The 18,548-nt window shown below is 55.5% G+C and carries 14 protein-coding genes; 5 read left to right on the top strand and 9 right to left on the bottom strand.

Annotation, left to right across the window (positions count from 1 at the left end; translation table 11 throughout):
- Nucleotides 1-23 precede the first annotated feature (23 nt).
- From EKK30_RS11825 to EKK30_RS11815, 3 genes are all read right to left on the bottom strand, one after another.
- Nucleotides 24-980 carry an NAD(P)-dependent oxidoreductase gene (locus EKK30_RS11825; protein ID WP_290985123.1) on the bottom strand — a complete coding sequence of 319 codons (957 nt, stop codon included), beginning with the start codon at nt 978-980 and terminating at the stop codon, nt 24-26.
- A gap of 161 nt (nt 981-1,141) precedes the next feature.
- Nucleotides 1,142-2,548, bottom strand: a complete 1,407-nt coding sequence (locus EKK30_RS11820) for a nucleotide sugar dehydrogenase (RefSeq protein WP_290985122.1) — start codon at nt 2,546-2,548, stop codon at nt 1,142-1,144.
- Nucleotides 2,549-2,744: 196 nt separating this feature from the next.
- On the bottom strand, nt 2,745-3,668 hold the full coding sequence (locus EKK30_RS11815) for a WcbI family polysaccharide biosynthesis putative acetyltransferase (protein WP_290985119.1): 924 nt from the start codon (nt 3,666-3,668) through the stop codon (nt 2,745-2,747).
- Nucleotides 3,669-4,158: 490 nt separating this feature from the next.
- On the opposite strand from EKK30_RS11815, the gene EKK30_RS11810 reads away from it, so the two are divergent.
- Nucleotides 4,159-4,632, top strand: a complete 474-nt coding sequence (locus tag EKK30_RS11810) for a hypothetical protein (RefSeq protein ID WP_290985116.1) — start codon at nt 4,159-4,161, stop codon at nt 4,630-4,632.
- Nucleotide 4,633: 1 nt separating this feature from the next.
- A complete protein-coding gene (locus tag EKK30_RS11805; RefSeq protein ID WP_290985113.1) occupies nt 4,634-5,800 on the top strand; it encodes a glycosyltransferase in 1,167 nt (388 codons plus the stop codon).
- 80 nt (nt 5,801-5,880) lie between these two features.
- On the opposite strand, the gene EKK30_RS11800 is transcribed toward EKK30_RS11805, so the two are convergent.
- Nucleotides 5,881-6,615, bottom strand: coding sequence for a Crp/Fnr family transcriptional regulator (locus EKK30_RS11800; protein ID WP_290985110.1), 735 nt, complete (start codon nt 6,613-6,615; stop codon nt 5,881-5,883).
- A 227-nt stretch (nt 6,616-6,842) separates the two neighbouring features.
- On the opposite strand from EKK30_RS11800, the gene EKK30_RS11795 reads away from it, so the two are divergent.
- A complete protein-coding gene (locus tag EKK30_RS11795) occupies nt 6,843-9,389 on the top strand; it encodes an HWE histidine kinase domain-containing protein (RefSeq protein ID WP_290985107.1) in 2,547 nt (848 codons plus the stop codon).
- A 488-nt stretch (nt 9,390-9,877) separates the two neighbouring features.
- Entirely contained in the window at nt 9,878-10,288 is a 411-nt protein-coding gene (locus tag EKK30_RS11790) for a glyoxalase/bleomycin resistance/extradiol dioxygenase family protein (protein WP_290985104.1), read from the top strand.
- A gap of 105 nt (nt 10,289-10,393) precedes the next feature.
- Here EKK30_RS11790 and EKK30_RS11785 read toward each other — a convergent pair whose 3' ends face one another.
- The 4 genes from EKK30_RS11785 to EKK30_RS11770 form a co-directional block, all read right to left on the bottom strand.
- Nucleotides 10,394-10,621 (bottom strand): hypothetical protein, encoded by a 228-nt coding sequence (locus EKK30_RS11785; protein WP_290985102.1) that lies wholly within the window; start codon nt 10,619-10,621, stop codon nt 10,394-10,396.
- Between the two features lie 889 nt (nt 10,622-11,510).
- Nucleotides 11,511-12,071, bottom strand: coding sequence for a hypothetical protein (locus tag EKK30_RS11780; RefSeq protein ID WP_290985099.1), 561 nt, complete (start codon nt 12,069-12,071; stop codon nt 11,511-11,513).
- Between the two features lie 100 nt (nt 12,072-12,171).
- Nucleotides 12,172-14,217, bottom strand: a complete 2,046-nt coding sequence (locus EKK30_RS11775) for a TonB-dependent siderophore receptor (protein WP_290985096.1) — start codon at nt 14,215-14,217, stop codon at nt 12,172-12,174.
- A gap of 11 nt (nt 14,218-14,228) precedes the next feature.
- Complete coding sequence (locus EKK30_RS11770; RefSeq protein WP_290985093.1) at nt 14,229-15,092, bottom strand: L-type lectin-domain containing protein; 864 nt, start codon at nt 15,090-15,092, stop codon at nt 14,229-14,231.
- A 275-nt stretch (nt 15,093-15,367) separates the two neighbouring features.
- On the opposite strand from EKK30_RS11770, the gene EKK30_RS11765 reads away from it, so the two are divergent.
- Nucleotides 15,368-16,024 (top strand): hypothetical protein, encoded by a 657-nt coding sequence (locus EKK30_RS11765; RefSeq protein ID WP_290985090.1) that lies wholly within the window; start codon nt 15,368-15,370, stop codon nt 16,022-16,024.
- A gap of 1,111 nt (nt 16,025-17,135) precedes the next feature.
- Here EKK30_RS11765 and EKK30_RS11760 read toward each other — a convergent pair.
- Nucleotides 17,136-18,317 (bottom strand): hypothetical protein, encoded by a 1,182-nt coding sequence (locus tag EKK30_RS11760; protein WP_290985087.1) that lies wholly within the window; start codon nt 18,315-18,317, stop codon nt 17,136-17,138.
- Between the last annotated feature and the right edge of the window lie 231 nt (nt 18,318-18,548).

Genomic DNA, 18,548 nt, shown 5'->3' with positions numbered 1-18,548 from the left:
CGGGCCCGAGACCTAGGAGACAATCAAGCCAGATAGAACGCCATTGTCTGCTTCAGGCCGTCTTCCAGTGTCCAGCGCTCTTCGAAGCCCGTGAGACGCTTGAACTTCGCAAGATCGGGGGCGCGCCGGGAGACGCTCCCCTTCGGCGACGGCTGCAGATCGATCTGGCCTTCGAAGCCGCCAAGATCCATCATGATCTTGCCGAGTTCACCCATCTCGATTTCACGGCCTCCCCCGATATTCACGATCTCGTCTTTGCAGCTGTCCAATCGAGAGACATCGATCGTGGCCCGCACCGCGTCCTCGATATAGAGGAATGTCCGTGTGTCCTTGTGGCCGTAGAGAACAAACTCGCCCTTGCGCGCGCGCATGAGGAAGTCCGGCATGACGTGTTTGTCGCCCATACGGGGGCCATACACGTTGTGATACCGGATGATCGAGAAGGGCAGCTTGAACTGCTGCGCCGCAGCGACAACAGCAATCTCGCCGTGCATTTTAGAGCCGCCGTACGACCATCGCACGTTGGTCACGTCGTCGATGCCGAGCGGAACGGATTCATCGGTCGGCACCGGCCAGTTGAAGCGCGAGACTGTCGAAGCATACGCCTCGCTGCTGCTCGCATAGACGAAACGTTTGAGCGACTTGCAATCGCGATAGCGGTCGAGCAGGAAAATTGTCGGCAGCGTGCAGCACCGAACCACGTCGAACGGGCGCTCATAGAAGTTTTGCGTGCCGTTCAACGCTGCGAGATGAAAGATATAGTCGGGATCGGCGGGCAACTGATCGAGAGCAGCCCGATCGTTGAGATCCATGTTGAATGCGCGAACGTTCGCTCGGACTTGCAGTCGATGATAGGCCTCGTCATCTTCGCCGCGAATGTGGCTGTCGACGCAAAAGAGCTCCACATCCGGCATATCCGCCAGCGCAACAGCCAGATGATAACCCACGAAGCCCGCAGCTCCCGACACCACAACCTTCATCAGCCACCTACTTCGTAAATTGTTGAGCGCCAAACCTCTCCGCGGGATCTCACTCGCACGGACCCTGACACGCATTCAAGACCGCTTGTCGCCACGAAAAGACAAGGGGCGCTGCCAAACCGCGCAGCACCCCTCGATCCGTGTCAATCGCTCGCGTCAGATCACCCGGCTGCCGCTGCCGTTACGACAGCCAATCCGGGTTTTTCTCCAACCCTGCGGTTCATAGCGGTAACGACGTCGGCGCCGACCACCTGCTCGCCAAGCCCAGTGCAGTAGACGCCATCGACGGGGCCCACGAAGTTCTCGGTGTAGGTGTTCCAGAAATCGTACAACAGACCCGGCTTGCGCATCAATGGAAGCAGAGAGCTGTAGGGCAACTGCGCGAAGCATTCGTGATTGTTTTGAATGATGACGATGTCAGCGCCCGCAAACGCGTCCTCGACACTAGCGACCGGATGAATACCGAGACTCTCGATGTCAGCCTGCGGAACGACCGCATCCCACCCGTCGATCTTCACGCCCGCAAATTCGCCGCGCAAAGCTTCAATGATCGGCAACGCCAGAGATCCGCGCAGGTCATCCGTTTCCGGCCGGCCCTTGAACGCCAAACCGAGCACCGCGATCTTCCCGGGAAGCACCCCGCCCTTGGCTCTCGCCCGCCAGAGGCGCGAGATACGAGAGACGCTCTTGATCGGCAATTGCTCGTTCCAGCGCCGAGCGGACAACGCCAACTGAGGCGCAAAGCCAAATCTCTCTATGCCCTCCGCGAGAATATAGGGGTCCTTTTCGAGGCAAGGGCCGGGCATCGGCAGGTTCGCGCGCGGGTATCCGATATTGCCCGCGGAGATGACTTCGTGGGCGGAAATGCCGGCAACTTCGCACATCGACGCGACTTCGTTAGCGAACGCAAACAGGAAATCGCGCTGCGTGTTGTTGATGAGCTTGGCCATCTCCGCGGTTTCGGTGTCGCGCACGCGCACCACGGACGGCGTCATGAATGAGAAGAGCTGGGAGGCGCGGAATGTCGCGTTATTGTCGATGCCGCCGACGATTTGCGGCAGGCTGCCGAGTTCGACCAGCGCTTTGCCTTCGAGCGTCCGTTCGGGACAGAACGCCAGGTCATACGAGCGCCCCGTGCGATCGAGGAGCGGCTTGACGATTTCGCGCGTCGTGCCCACCCGCACGGTTGAACGGAGAATGACAAGATCGTCGTCCTTCAACACACCGGCGATCTGCTCGCAGACGCCGTGAATCGCCTCGAACCGCGCGCGCTTGTCGTCGCCGACCGGCGTGCCGACAGTCACGATGTAGACGGTGATCCGATCGTTCGGCAGGAGCTTGTCGCCGAATGTGAAGCGGCCGGAGGCCAAATGCGCGGCGAGCTTGGCGTTCAAGCCGCGCTCGGAGAAGTGAGCTTTTTTCTGCTTGAGTGCGTCGAGCACCTTGCTGTTGATCTCGACGCCATGGACTCGAAGACCGCAATCGGCCATCGCCACCGCGAGGGTCAATCCAACATAGCCCAGACCGATGATGCACACATTCTTGTCGCGGTAAGACGCTGGAATCATCAGAAAATTGTCCCCCTCAGCTGAGCTAAACGCTCACGCGCGGCACCCAAAAAATTCCGCCTCGGTGCCACCCCGAACTATTATTAACGCAGCTTTAGATGCGGTGCAACAGCGTGAGACAATCAGACAGAGTACGCCAGCCGCGACATCGCAAGTTTGTCGTCAAATCGACATCGGTCGAACTGATCATCTTTTCCTAGAAGGCCATGCGCTCGAACCAGGGACGATTTCTGGCAAGCTCCTTGATCGCTGTTAAAAAGATACTCGGATCGATCGTCTTGAAGTATTCGATCTGCTGGCGAACGTACTCGTCGAACGAGATTTCGACGCTGCTCATTCGCAGCGGGTCATCGGCAAACTGCATACCGAATGCTTTACGCGTGAAACTCGGTACCGGCACTACAATTGAGCCAAGCGGCTCCTCTTCGATATTTTCCGTATACTCAAGCCCCAGCTCGGAGCAAATCGCGCGAGCTACGTGGTTGAGTATGATTGAAGTCGGATGGTTCATCGTAAAGAAGAGCCGATCTTTCTTGAAGCGCCGCTCAATAAGGTCCGCTATTTTAATATCTATCGGTCTGTCGCCAGCGAAAACACGGTTCTCGCGATAGCGGATTTCACGAAGGTTCCAGCGCAAGATGTCATCAGAATAAGGGATAAGCAGATCCCGCGAGTATGCCTCGTCCAGAGGCAACCTGGCGAAGAACATCTTGCCCACTGCATAATCAATGTAGTCGCCATGATAACCCGGCATGGAATCTGACGGATAATTCGAGAATGGGTGATACAGTTCGCAGTGCATGTATGAAAAGCGTATGCTCTTCGCACACCTTCTAAGCGCGTTGAGCATAGGGGCGGTTGCAAAGTGCCGCCCTTCGCCAGATACGGGTTGATACAAGAAGAGGTCCAACTTCGGCAGAACGTTCTCGCAAATGTGTGAGAACTGCGAGTCGGTCAGAGCGAAGTTTGGGGGTAGGCAAATGAGATCATATCGCTCGGCAAAGGCTGGCTGATTATTTAAAATTTTATGTAGTGCTACGGCGTGACATGCGCCGTAAATGGCAGCCGTACGTTTTCTTCGAAGTTGTTTCCAAGATCCACGGACCAGCGACTTGATCATTCGTCCGGCGCCGAACATAACTTCCCCACAGAAAACGGATTTTACAATCCTGCTGACTCTGGGGAGGGACCTCAATCTCCATCTGTCGATCTCCACATCTTTCGCGTCGCAGCCTTCATACCGCTGGCGCTTGCGCCAATGCACAGGGCGCTTGACTGTCGCTTCAAGGGTTTGCAAACCGTCGGGACAGAACCTATCGCTTCTGGATGAGACAAGATCGCCCTGTGATCATGATGTCATTCGAAGGCGATGCGCCTAAACTTTCCAACGCGTGTAACGACATTGCTTAAGCCGCTTCTAGATACTTCTGAGTTCCGATCAAAGCGCTTCGCCCGGCATACAAGAAAGATTTCTTATGGCGATTGAAGCGGCGCCGCCGTCTCGGGCGCTCGCGCTGATCAGGGCAGCCTGCGATTGGGATCTTCTTGTCCGCAATCAACGGGGGCCCCGCGCTTTAGCTAAGATCATCACGAAGGATACACTTTGCAAGATGCTGATCTTGCAGCATCTAAGCGGCGTCACACCACTGGCCTTTCGAGCATTCTACGAAAGCACCCAGGATGCTCGGGAGTTTGTGGAGCTTACACCGGATCAGCTCCAGATAGCGGCACGCTTGATAAAGCTCTGCTACCGCTTCCCGATCGGCAGCAGATTACTTCATGATTTTTACGGCCAAATTAGAAGAAACGGCGTGTTCATTGTGCCGGGAACTCTCATACCGCCGATTGTTTTCACGGGGGCCAGCGAGCCCCGCAAACAGCGCGATACGCAAATCGATTTTCGAAAACTGCTGCCAACAACAGCCGAAGAGACGAGGCCGGGAAGTGCATCTCTTGCGCGGCTGGAGTCGAGTTCATTGCGTCAGGTCTTCAAACTTCCATTGCCGCTCTTCCAGGTCGCGTGGCCGGTTCGGCGCGGCGTTGTGAAGATCCTCCGCAAAATCGAGCGGAGCGTTAGATACTAGTATGAACATCGGGTTCGCCTCTTACTTTCCGCCCGAGATCAACGGCTGTGGAGATGTAACGTTCAACATCTTGGCTGACGGTCCGCCTCAAGCACACCAAGTAACCCTGTATACAACGGCAAAGGATCCGATACCCGTCGCGGGGATGGATGCCCGGCACATCCGTGATTTGATCGACGTCGATCGCCCGCCTCACGATGAAATTGTCACCGTCGTTTCCAACGGCCGGCATGCGGAATTTTATGCGGCAGTGCTGCAGCGGCATGGCGGAATCGCGCACTTGCACGACGGCGTTTTGAATCACGTCTTCGTCGGTTTATGGATAAGCGGAAAGATCACACGCCGGCAATTTTTTGAAATTTATGAGCACTGGTACGGATCTGAGGTTCGCGAATATCTCGAAGCTGTCGGAGGCTGGTGGGATCAAAACCAGGCTTACTCCATCACCGCGATCGCCGAAGTCATCCAATATGCGAAGGCCGTCATTGTAAATAGTAACTTCCTGCGCGAACGGGTGGCGCGCTATTTCCCTGATAAGCCCTGCGAAGTCATCGAGCAGCGCTACTACGATATGCCGCCCCGTCGAAGAACCTCTCGCGCCCGTAAGTTTCGTATCGGAACGTTCGGGTTCGTACATTCCAACAAGGGCATCGACTACATCGTTGAAGCACTGAGCCAACTCACTGATGCCCAAAGCATCGAATTCCACATCGTTGGGGAAGGTGATTTGCGATACCTGCGGCGCATCTATAAGCGGCTGCGAAAAATAAAGAACGGCCTGAAAAGCAGCATCAAGCCGGGCCTTTCACAAAAGCAGTTTCTGCAGGAAATGGCAGACGTCGATCTCGCTATCCAGTTGCGGCATCCAACCTTCGGAGAGACGTCGTCGGTTTGCCAGCGCCTCCTCTTTGCGAACATTCCTATGCTCGTGTCAGATACCGGCTACTACGCCGGCCTGCCCGATTTCGTATCGAAAGTTGATGTGCCGCACGAAGCGGCCGACATTCGCCGCAAGATCGAATACTTCCTTGAAGAGAAAAATTACGACGCGTGTATCGCACTCAACCGCGCATATTCTACCCAGCATGCCCTGACACAACCTAGCTACCGCGACGCATACTTTGATGTCATTTCAAGATTATCCCGCGCTCGAAAAGCAGTAGCTTGAGCCAAACGCCGCGTCCATCCGCGCGATAATATCAGAACGCCACCGAGCGACGTTCTCCACCGCCGACCGCTCGGCATGACTCACGCGGCAGGGTAGATTCCGTGCAGCACCGCATCGAAGTGATTTTCGATCGCCGTCGTGCAGAGACATGACTTTGCACGCAGCGCCTGCTCGTCCTTGACGATGAAGATGCCGCGCCGGGTATCGATGATGCCTTCCTCCCGCAACTGCCGCACCACGCGCGTTACGAATGTGCGCCCGACCCCTAGCATCTCTGCCAATTGATCTTGGGTCATCTCGAACTCAGGGCTGCTCGTGCGCGCGCCCGCTGCGATGAGCCATTTGGCGGTACGCTGCAGGATCGTGTGCGTCGCGTTACATGCCGCCGTTTGAAAGACCTGAGCAATCAGACAATCGGAATAACGCGCGAACCAGTGGCGCAGAGCAATCGACTCGAGTTTGAGGTTTTCGAGTGTCGCCACCTTGATCCGCAGGAAGCGTCCGGCTGTGCGAACAGAGGCCGTGGCAAACGCCGGCACGCGGCCATTGGAGACGATGCCTCCAATTGCACCCTCTCGGCCAACCAAAGCGACTTCGATACCCGGTCTGTCCTCATCGACCCAGACATTGAAGCTCGCCATAGCTGAGCCACACGGAAAGTACGTATCGACGACTTCCTCTCCGGCCTTCTGCAAAACATCGTTCTGCGCCAGGTCGACCACCGTGAAGTGGGGTTGCAGCCGAATGCGATCGGCCTCCTGGAGCCGGGCCAGCAGCCCATTCGATCTAAGCTCCTCGACGACAGGCGCGATCATCGTAAATTCTCGTTTGGCCAAGATTGACGAACGTCCACTAGTAGACGGACGGCAGACGCGGGGGGTGTTAAGGGTTACCACATCTGCCAGTGCGGTTGGCAATGCGGCTGAATTGGCGAAAGCGCGACCAGCCGTCGGCAAAGCAGCGGTGCGATTTCGGCCGCGAAGCCTTTATCCAGACAATTCAAAGCAAGGCTACATCGCATGTCGCGACCCGGACGATTGCCGTGAGCGAGCCCATCGATCTTTCCAATTGCGATCGAGAACCCATTCATATCCCGGGAAGCATCCAACCCCACGGTTGTTTGCTGGTCGCGGATCGGCAACTGCGGACATTTCTGCGTCAGTCGCAGAACGCCCCCGGCTTTTTCAACCGAGAGATCGACAACATCGTCGGCATGAAGGTTGAGGACCTATTCGGTTCACGAGTCGCACACGATCTACGAAATGCTTTTGGCCAAGCAATCAATCCTGCTCGTCCAGCCACTCTCAGTGCGTATCCTCTGAGCACCGACCTCTTTTGCGACATTTCAGTTCATGCCTTCAAGGGCCAGTCAATTCTTGAATTCGAGAAGGTCGAGATCGGCCTTTTGGACAGCCCCTTGGAACCCGCACGCGAACTCATCTCCCGCATGCGAGAAGCTCGAACGATCGACGCGCTCTTCCGGCAAGCGCCGCGGCTTTTGAAAGCCGTCCTCGGATACGATCGCGTGATGCTGTATCGCTTCGAGCACGATGGCAGCGGCAAAGTCATAAGCGAAGCCAAGCGAAGTGACCTCGAGTCCTTCCTGGGCCAGCACTTCCCTGCAAGTGACATTCCGAAACAAGCGCGCGAACTCTATTTGCGCAATACCGTTCGCATCATTAGCGATGTGTTTGCAGAGCAGATACCGATTCATCCGGTTCTGAACGCATCGGGCGAACCGCTCGACATGAGCTACGCTCACTTACGAAGTGTATCGCCCATTCACAGGGAATATCTAAGAAACATGGGGGTGGCTGCCTCCATGTCCATCTCGATCGTCATTGGCGGAAAGCTGTGGGGCCTCCTCGCCTGCCATCACTACACGCCACGCGTATTGCGATTGGCACATCGTATCGCAGCCGAGGTTTTTGGCGACTTTTTCTCCCTCCACCTGCAAGCAGTTATTCAAGAGCAACGGCTGAACGCGGCACGACATGCACGCCGGGCTCTTGATAAACTTCTGAGCGAAATTTCTCTCAACGAAGATTCCTCGTCTCCGTTGCGCAACCATCTTCATTCGTTCGCGCAATTGATTCAGTGCGATGGAGTGGGACTTCGGCAAGCAGGCACCTACCACGCCTTCGGCACGACGCCGCCATCCACGTGTATCGACGAACTAGCTGGCTTTCTGAACGAAGTGACCAACGGACAGATCTGGGCGACACACGAGCTGTCTGGCAGCCTGCCCGCCGCTGAAAAATATCGCATAGCTGTCAGCGGCGTTCTCGCGGTACCGCTTTCCCAGATACCTGGCGACTATCTGATGTTCTACCGCAAGGAAGTCTCCCAGACGATCGAATGGGCGGGAGACCCGAAGAAGGAGTATGCGGTCGGTCAATTTGGCGATCGGCTGACGCCAAGAAAAAGTTTCTCGATGTGGAAGCAAACAGTCGAATTTCAATCTCTCCCGTGGTCCGAATCCGATCGGGAGATCGCAGAGGCAATTCGCACAACGCTCCTTGAGGTGATCCTGCGACAAGCAGAGCTTTTGTCGGAAGAAAAGAAGAAAGCAGAAGTTCGCCAGAAGGTTTTAAACGAGGAGTTGAACCACAGGGTCAAGAATGTATTGGCCCTGATAAAATCGATCGTATCGCAACCCGTCGATTCCAGCCAATCGATCGAGACGTACGCGGCGTCCTTGAAGGAACGGATCATGGCGCTCGCGTTGGCGCACGATCAGATCGTGCGTCATGATGGCGGCGGCTCCATAAAGCAGCTTCTGACCGCGGAACTATCGCCTTACTCGCACACAGCCTCAATCGATCTCTCTGGCCCGTCGATTGATCTAGATGGACGCGCTTATTCCGTTCTCGCGCTAATCTTTCACGAACTCGCGACAAATGCCGCAAAGTACGGTGCGCTCTCCATGTCAGGGACTTCGCTGGAGGTTAACTGGTCATTGCAGACCGATGGGTCGTGTAAGATCGGTTGGATTGAACGCGGCGGACCACCCGTGAGAGCGCCGCTAAGGCGCGGATTCGGTTCGATCCTAATCGATCGCAGCATTCCTTTTGATCTTGGAGGAAAAAGCGACATTCAGTTCGATCCAGCCGGCGTCAAGGCGCTGCTGGTCATTCCAGCCCGCTTTATCCGCAAGGGCGAAGAAACGGCTGTATTTTCGCGTGTCCCTGCGCCCACGTCGCAGTCCAATAATGCGCTGGAGGGTTTGCGCATTCTACTCGTCGAAGACCAGCTTCTAATTGCGCTCGAGGCCGAGGATATTCTGTTAAGGCACGGGGCACATTCCGTTTCCCCGACGGCATCTTCCGCAGATGCCCTCCTCCTCCTGGATGCGCTGGATTTCGATTGCGCCGTTCTCGATGTGAACCTCGGCGATGGAACATCGTTGCCTGTCGCGGAAGAGCTGACACGGAGGCGAATACCGTATGTGTTCGCCACCGGTTATGGCGAGGCCGAACTCATTTCACCCAATTCCGTTGCCGCACCATTTATCCGCAAGCCCTACGAAGCCGCTGGGCTCATCGGACTCTTGAAGAGTTTGTTCATCCCTCCCAAGATTAGTGGCTAGGTCGAAGAGGATACGGCTGCTTCGATGCGCGCAAGACGTCGCTCCTCCGCTTCCAGTCTCGCCGCCAGCTCGGATTGAACAGCAGCCTCCGCACGACAAGCGGTCATTTCAGCAATGTCTTGATACAGCGCGCGCAGCCGGTCGCTCGACGCGGTGCGCAAAAAATTCAGAAGTTTTTGCCGTCTCTCGCTCGAGCCAACTGCGCTGACAACCACAATGTATTATGCACCTCGATATCGCTTTAACCCGCTTCCGGATCAGTCAACAACATCCTTGCGGTTAAGTTCCCGAGACATTTGCGGCGAAAGATGTTGGGATTTCCGCATTCCGCAGCTTCTGCTGCGCGCTCTCGTAGCGGCTCTGACGCTGCGGCTTCAAACCATCGTATTGCAAAGTCACCGGCGAGGCCCACCGAAGATTTTTTCTTTATCGGCTGTCGGCTCCCGGACTGATGCGGCGTCCTTGAAGGCAAACCACAGGAGAGGATCATGTCCGACTACAAATATCCCAATCCTCCGGTCAAAGGGGGCGCCGTTGTCTATCTATCCGTAGAAGGCGCGGTGAAAGCAGCTGAATTTTATCAAAAGGCATTTGCTGGCGAATTGGCAGCGTTGATCCCGCCTGATGACCAAGGCCGCACGATGCACGCGCACGTGTACATCAACGGCGCATCAGTGATGATGAGCGATTTCTATCCGGAACACGGACATCCCCCTGTCGCTCCTGCCGGGTTCAGCGTGATGCTGAAGGTCGACGACGCCGATGCTTGGTTTGATCGCGCGGCCGCCGCAGGTTGTACCCCAATCATGCCACTGGAGAATATGTTTTGGGGTGACCGCTACGGTCAGATCAAAGATCCGTTCGGGGTAATCTGGGCGATCAACGGGCCGCTCAAGTAACATGAACGGGACGGCCGACGGAGCCCGGCGAAAGTGAAGGAACATCAGAAACACAACGCCCCCCGACGCGCGGTCGGAGGGCGATAAATTTTCGAATTGCTTCTCTTAAGCCTTGCGGTAGCGGCTATACAAAACAGCTGCCATGCAAAGCACGATAGCAACGACGGGAAGCACGCCACTCGCATCGATCTCGGGAGCAGCTGCCGGCGAACCGCCGCCGCTGCCGCCGCCGTCCGGCCAGCAGATAAATAAGAAGCAGCCCGCAAACGCGTTGGAAGCTAGCGCAAAAGACGCCAAGAATGCAGCGAGCCCCGTTGCGATCTTCGTTTTCATGATCACCCTCGAGAATACGTTCCTTGTTTAACAAGGCTAGCGCTGACGTCTCAAAAGGTCATGCTTAAAAACAATGTGAAAGGTCGCGGAAAAATGATTCTATCGGTTTGGTTAACTTCTCAATACCCTGAAGCTGCTTCAAGGTTGGACCCCTGCCAGGGAGGCGACCACTACTGCGTCTGCCGGGGTGCAGCCCCCTGATCGAGATGCGCAACCTCGGCATGGCGCTGGATCATGCGGGGGCAGCGCCTGAACGCTCGGTGCCGACCAACCTCAGAACTTCCAGTTGAAACGGCCGCGCAGACCGGTGTCGGTGAAGTCGCCCGAGTACTGGCCGATCTCGAGCTTCGGGTCTTTAGGACTGCCGTCCGGGCGCCAAAGGCGCCGTCGGGTCGGAATGCACGATGCTTCATCACCTGCGAACCGCCGGGCGACAATGCCTCCGACATCCGCTCAGGATCGGTGTACCCGATGGATCGGTCCTGTCCAAAGGCAAGCGTGGGAATACCGTCGAACGACTTCATCGGGGTCGGCATCAGACGTTTTTCATACGGCTTGTGTGTTTTCCACGCAGGTGAGCAGCCATCTTTCGGAGATAACGCAGAGGCGATCAAAGTGTTGCGACTCTTGAATGCACAAACGCATGCGAACGGAGCACTCCCGACGGAGGATTGACCAGACTGCATTCTTTGCACGAAATTGGTTTTCGTAAACTTGTCGAATGAGCAGCACTTATGAAGCTCAGCAATTTCGACATTAACTTGCTGGCCACGCTCCACGTCGTTCTGGCTGAAGGCTCGATCACTCGTGCAGCAAAGCTACTCAAACCTCCCAACCGGCTGTCTCGCAATCCTATCGGCGTCTTGTGTAGGGGAGCCGCGCATGGCCGTCATCGCGTCGTGCCTTCGGCAGGCGTTGCGCCCGCAAGAAGGGCGGTAGCAAGATGATGGAGAGCGAGCAGGCCGATAAATGCGATGAAATTTACGGCGAGGACACGAGCGATAACATCGAGGGAAAACGCCTCAGCCGAGCCCGCGAGTAGAACGCCAGCAAGGGCAAGGCAAAGTTCATACGCTGTAAACGATGCCGCCAACGACACCACAAGACCGACAGGTCCAGAACTCAGCGAAGCAGTGACGCTCTTCACAGCAAGGAATGCGACCACCGACGCTGCGCCGATTGCTGCACCCCATGCAAACGCATCTGCGGTCTGCGGATATCCAAGCAGCGTAAATCCGACGATTTGATTTGTCAGCCACGCCAGAGATACGAGGACGACGCCTGATGTCCTGTCCATCTTTGCTCCCGCCAGCGCGGCAATCGCCGCGAGCGGCGCAGCACAGGCAAACGCAAGACTTCCTGCTACGCTCAGCGTTGCGACCAAAGCAATCCAAATGCCCGTTGCCATCCGAGCGTTAGCAGTCGTTTCAACCTTCGTTTTAAAAGACATCTCTTTCTCCTTATAGCGTTGCACGATCCCTGGCGGACGAACACATTGCAGACGGGAGGTGGTTCGGAATGCAACCGCGTCTCGTCCGCCAGAGAAGCCTCTAGTTTGTAAATCTTATGCCGGCGTAGGCGCCGATTCCGGTCGCCAAGAAGCCGTCGGGAATCTCGTAGTGTTCATTGAAGAGGTTATCGATGCGACCGTAGACGCTGAGCCGATCGGTCAGCTTATAGTCGGCGGCGACGTTGACGACTGTGAAGCTCGGCAGGATTTCGTCTGCGAACGTCGCGCGATCGATGTCGAGAGAATCGCCGTAGTAGAGGACGGAGCCTGTGACGAGAAGTTTGTCTGTCGGCGTCCAATCGAGGGCTACGCTCGCTTTGTTATGCGGGCGCCTGAGTAGCCATCCGCCGCTGTCTTCATTGGTCGCCTGGGTGTAGGTGTAATCGGCGCGCATGCGCAGGTCTGTCGTAAGGTCCGCAGCGACAAAGGCTTCGACACCGTCAGTCTTTGCTTTACCAACGTTGGCGTACGTTGAGATGAACGTGGTGGGATCGTAGGTGGTCTCTATGAGATCCGTGAGATCATTGCGAAAATACGTGGCACCGAATTGAGCGCAGCCGCCAAAGATCTGCTGCTCGAAGCCAACATCGTAGCCGGTGTTTTCCTCGGGCTTAAGATCGGGATTCCCATAAAAGAAGAAGGCGGGATAATCCTGGAATCTTTGACTGAGGCTCGGCGCCTTGAAGCCGGTTCCGATGCTTCCCTTAATCTTGGTTCCCGTTGCTTCGATCAAATACGTAGGAGCAACGCGCCACGTCGTATGCCCCCCGAAGTTTTCATTGTCGTCGTACCGGACGTTGGTAGCGACGAATAGGTTATGAATAACCTCTGCTTGGAGCTCAGAATAAACGCCATTGTTCCATTCTCCCGCGAAGACGTCAGGGCCGTTCAACTGTTCATTCTGATGCTCCGCACCTGTGACAAGCGCATAGCCCGGCGCTATTTTTAGGACGCTACGCCAATCGTATTTAACGCGATCACCCTGATAATAAGAGTTCCCGGCGACATGATCGATGTTGTCCGTCTGGGAATTGGAATAATTGATCCCGAAATAGTTGGTGAGATTGCCGCCAAGTGAGCGCCAGACCACTTCGCTCCGCGAATAAAAATCGTCGACGTCGGCGCCAGATTGATAGGGACTTGGAAACGAGCTGTGCGTGAAAGGGTCATAGGAATCGCCGGTGAAGTGTATCGTGCCGTCTGTGTAGCGCGCGACGAGGTTGACGGTGACGTCTTTGGTGACATCAACACCCACCTTGGAAGAGTACGTCCAATTGTCATATCGATTGGCAAACCTGGGTTCGCCGGGCTGGAGAAGATCTTTCGGGGTCACCGGAATATCGTCGGCGCGAAAATGCGAGATATTGACGTAGTAATTGTATCGATCCGTCCCACCACTGACGCTCGCCGCCTGATTAAAGGTGCCGAAAGAACCGCCCTCAACCATCGTGTTGACTTTCGGCGGACCGTTGCCCCGCTTGGTGTAGATAAGAATGACGCCGCCCAAAGCATCGGCGCCGTAGAGACCGCTCTGCGGCCCGCGCAGAACTTCCACCCGCTCGAGGTCCATCGCGAGCATCTGGCCAAAATCGAAAGTACGATTGGGCGTGCTTGGGTCGCTAACGTCGATGCCGTCGATCAGCACCTTTGTGTGATTGGAATTGGTACCGCGCATGAAGACCGACGTTTGGCCGCCGGGACCTCCTGTCTGGACGACATTGAGGCCGGGCACCATCTTCAAAACATCGGGCAATGTGCGCCGCTGCTGTGCTTCAATTTGTTTTGACGTGATAACGGTGACGGAGCTTCCGATCTGATCGACGGGCTCGGGTGTGCCGGTCGGCGATACGGCGATCTCGCCAGGATCTTGGGTTCCTGATGATCCGCTCGCTGATGCGGACGGCGTTGATATTTGTTGACCTGAATTACGAGACTTTGCTGCTTTCCGCGTCGGATCGGGATCGTACCGGCTCCGGTCCGGGTCGGTAAGTTCAACATGACCGTTGCAGGATAAGCTGCAAAAGTTGCAGGCGCAGGTAATGAGACCCTCGCCCGAAACGGCGGGGGCAATTAGCGCCTGCCACAAGATTTCTCGGCTTAAATATGTGCTAACGGGTCAAATTGAATATGACCGTCGGCGGCATAGACCGGACTAAGCAGAGTGCCGTGAAAGTCTGTCACTTTGACTTGTTGGAGGTTGGTACTCGCGCTCGTCGCTCCCGTGAACCCAAAATGGACGAGTTCAGAGTTTCCAAAGTACTGGTTTGCCAGATCTCCGGTTAGAGTGCCACCTGCATTCCCATCGATCCAATACGATAATGTTTCGCTCTGTGCATTCCAAGAAACAATTGCGGTATGCCATTTTCCGTCTTCCAGATTTGGAAGGGACACTTGAGGGGAAATCCGGCCGGCGCTCGTACCAACATCGGTGTCGAAGAAGTTGGTGTGGTCCGCTTTGATGTCCCCCGCACTCTGCTTGGTGTCTATCGCGATCCCAAGACCATTCGCGATACCTCCAGCGCCGAGCGATGCACCACCACTCCCTCGCGAGTGGGCTCCTAGAGGGTCATTTTGCAACACGAACGCCAGTCCCTCGCCTCCCGAATCCTTTGTACCAGCCATGAAGCTGAAGCCGAGATTGAAATCGCCTTTTAGGTCGATAAAGCCATCCGAAAAAACCGCACCCGCTTGCGATTTGCTCGCCGAGGTCAGCGTGGTTATTCCGGTATGTGTGTCGAAGACAGCACTTCCGCTAGCGGTTACGAGATGAGATGCGGTCTGATCAACGAATGGTCGATCGCCAATCGAAGACAATAGCCCATATTGGCTATGAGTGCCGGCGCCCGTAACCGCGTCCAGATGGGTGATCTGTACTTGCTGTGAATTGCCCGCCGAACCGGTCGCTCCAGTGAATCCAAAATTCACAAGCTCGGAACCACCGAAATATCTACCGGCCGCCACTCAGCGTCATCGTTACGCCGACGCCTAAAGCTCCGAAACCGACAGTACTCTCGCAAGACATCAAGGTATTAGCCGAGACGGCACGGGTAGCTACGGCATCAATTCTTATTCCCGATCGGCTTTCCCGACCCCATCCCGTAATCGCAAACTGGTTAGAGAGGCACGAAGGCAAAAGGCTGCGGGCGCGACAAGAGCGAGATCCACACCGGAGAAAATTCCTCGATCCCGGCGAATGGAGCGACACCGACAAACGGCGACACCGAATATTGGACACGTTGTTCAAAGTTCTCGAAAAGCAAGGAGGGGAGATTAGAGAAGACCGAAAAGAACTCATCTGGACAGTCCAAAGCGAAACCATTCGCTTTCAGCTTCGAGAAAAGCAAAAGCAAGTCCGGCGACAAATGGATAAAAACGAACGATGGCTTTCGACGAATGGTTGGCGACAGGAACTCGTACCCACCGGGACCCTCGCATTTTCGATTAAACACTTGCCTCGAAACCTTCGCAGGGAATGGGCCGAGACCCAAAAAAAGAGAATGGAGGTTTTGCTGCCGGATATCGTCGCAACATTCGCCGCGGCGGTACCTCTTCTTGTTGAGCAGCGACGAGAGCAGGAGGAACAGCAGCGACAATGGAAGTTGGACGAGATCAGACGCCATGAAGAGCGGCAGGCAATAGCTCTCGACGCGAACAGATGGCGCAAGTTTGTGGAGTTTTCACAACAAAGTCGTGAAGCCGAACACCTCAGGGCATTTCTAGATTCGATCAAAGCAAAATGTATAGATTGGGAGCGTCAGGTCGCAGGGCTTACAGTGGCCGACTGGATCACTTGGGCGGAGCGACGACTGCTGAAGACTGACCCACTCCACCAAGGAGTTGAAAACATGTTTGAAGCGATAGGCCGTCTAAATGCTTGGGACGTCCGGACCTAGCCATTGCCGAAAGACAAACACTCTCGCGTGTAAGATCAATCATCGGCCGCATTGAGCGGCACTACCATCCCCGCGCCTTACAAATAAGAGAAAAGCCGGTGAAAATGGCAGACAGAGCGGCAGATTTCGCTGCTCTCGCGTTCCATTTAGATTGTAGATCTAACGTTGCGTGCAAATCGATGCGCTTACCATCGAGCACGGAAATCAGATGCCCGCCGAGCAGCGCTCCCACGCCCTGCGTTTCTTTCGGCGCAGGAACCATCACCCGACTTGCGTGCCACCAAAGAAATGACGCACCCACGGCCGACAGAGCTGCCAACCATGTGAATGCTCCCTCTAACATCCTTTTCCTTTCTCACGAGTGCTTCGCGACTGCGTTTTGCATTCATGACCTTCTATCTCTGAGAGGCCTTCACAGTAACATGGAACAAACGGGTCGAGCGAATTGCTATGAACAATTACCGCTGCCCAGAAGAGGACTCGTGGTTGTCTCGGTTAGGGCGCACAAACTTATGGATATTTTGCTCTCTCACCTGTGAAGTGTGTACCTGTCAGGTGTACCAAAACCAAGCGAATTCGATCTCGGAGAATTGAACTTCGAGACGACGCCAATAACTAGACCAGCGTCGGCGCCGAATTCTCGACGATTCGAATTGTCCAGACGGGCCCGAAAGGCAGCTCCGTAGGCACTGACCGGCATGACGGGTCTATTTGATGTACTCGATAGTAGAGGTGGTCCTGCAAACGATAGGACCATAAGCTGCCAAGGAGGCGTACCCATTACAAAGTGGCATGGTCCGACACCCAATATCGTTTGCAAATAACCCTCGAGCGACAGCTCCGCTGCAGCAAGCTATGGAGGTTCACAGCTTTTTTCGTCGACGCAAAAGAGGTTGCCATGCCACACCGTCGACAATGCCTGCCTCGCGTATGACGGTAATAGTTTGGGTTGGCACATTGTAGGGAAAGACTAGCAACATTGCGCGATTGCCGTGCCCGAGCGCTCTCTTCTCAGATTTTTCAACTGCGTCAGGATCGTTATCTTCGATAAGCTGAGAGTACATGATCTGACGACCGATCTCCCTTGCTCGAGCCTGAAAGCTTGGCTTTGTCAATTCTCCAGCGTCGCGCCAGCTTCTCTTTGTTCTCCGGCGTAGTCGATGAAGCCTAGTTCAATCAGCTGCCGATGTATCGGAACTCGTCTGCGCGAAGCATCGGATTTCAATCGTTGATCTTCCTCGAGTGTGATTAAGTCCAAAAACCAAATCCCCTCGGCAGATCGTTTGACATCTCGTACGCGAAGCTGCCCAAGTTCTTCCAGGCGTGCTCCAGTATACAAGGCAAGCAATGGAAGCCACTTGGCCGCTTCGCCGGCCCCACCCTTAGGACGTTCCCCATTTAAAAAGACAGGAAGGCGAAAGATGGCGTTGAGATCATCGATCGAGTAGATAGCGCGGCGTTTACGGCTGAACTTCCCAGACTTGATCTTCAAGCCAAGCGCAGGATTACCGTCTCTCAAGCCCTGGTCGTCGGCCCACCCGATGACAGCGCTCAGCGTCGCCAACGCCTTCTCGTTGACCGTTGTGGGACTTAATCGCTTGATGTCCGCATCATCCCGCGTTCGTTCTAGAATTAGAGGCAACGTCAGAGCCCGCACTTCCCATGTGGGTCTGGAGGGCACTTGAAGCATTGCCTCTTTAAACGATCGGATGTGATCGCGATTGATATCTTTGATTCCTAAATCACCGTGAAGCTCGACGAATCGGCGAATGTTCGGAGTGAAATCCTGGATCGTCTTGACCGACAGTTGCCGCTGCTTCTCCTTCTTGTACATCTCGAAGACTTCTGAGAGCGGCGGGTTGTCTTTGTGGGTTGTGTAAGAGGTTGCCAGAAGCGGCAATGGCTCGGGCGGTGTCTCGACCACATCGCCCGCATGGCGACGAGTAAGGTCCTCAAGAGCCCCAACATAAGCTTTAAGGATGGCAGCGGAGAGCGTGCGATAGGTTTCTGACGCGGTGTCGAGTCTAATGCCCTGCTCTTCCAGCAACGCGTCGACTTCATCGGCGACCGCCCTTGAGTCTCCGCGGGCTAGCGCAGGCTTTAATTCCAGCCTGAGCGTTTCGATCGTCTCATCCGCCTTGTGGAATTCGCGATCGGACATTCCGGGCGACCGTCGGACCTCGGCATCGCTGAACACGGCCAGTCCGCCGTCAGCTTCAACTTGTTTGCTCACAGCCAGATACAGACCTTCGTCCCCAGCGCCCCCGAAACGAAGGTCGGCATCTTCGTCCAACAGTCGGTGCCGGAAGATTGCGCATAGGCGATCGATCTCAAGATTGCTTAGAGACGTTTTCGGAGCAGCATCTCGTCGGCGGCGGGCTTCTTCCATCTCCTGGTCGAACTTGACGCTTTCGACCCTGACTCGTTCAAGCGCTGCACGACGATCGGATGTCCGAAGCGTGAAGGTCCGTTCCTTGGCGGGCTGAAAATGGAAAAGGAGATCGATGGGATATTTCGCGCGGAA

It is taken from the genome of Hyphomicrobium sp., from assembly GCF_003987855.1.
Classification (GTDB): domain Bacteria; phylum Pseudomonadota; class Alphaproteobacteria; order Rhizobiales; family Hyphomicrobiaceae; genus Hyphomicrobium_B.
The sequence above is the reverse complement of the archived record's forward strand: the minus strand, read 5'-3'. Positions and strand labels throughout refer to the sequence as shown.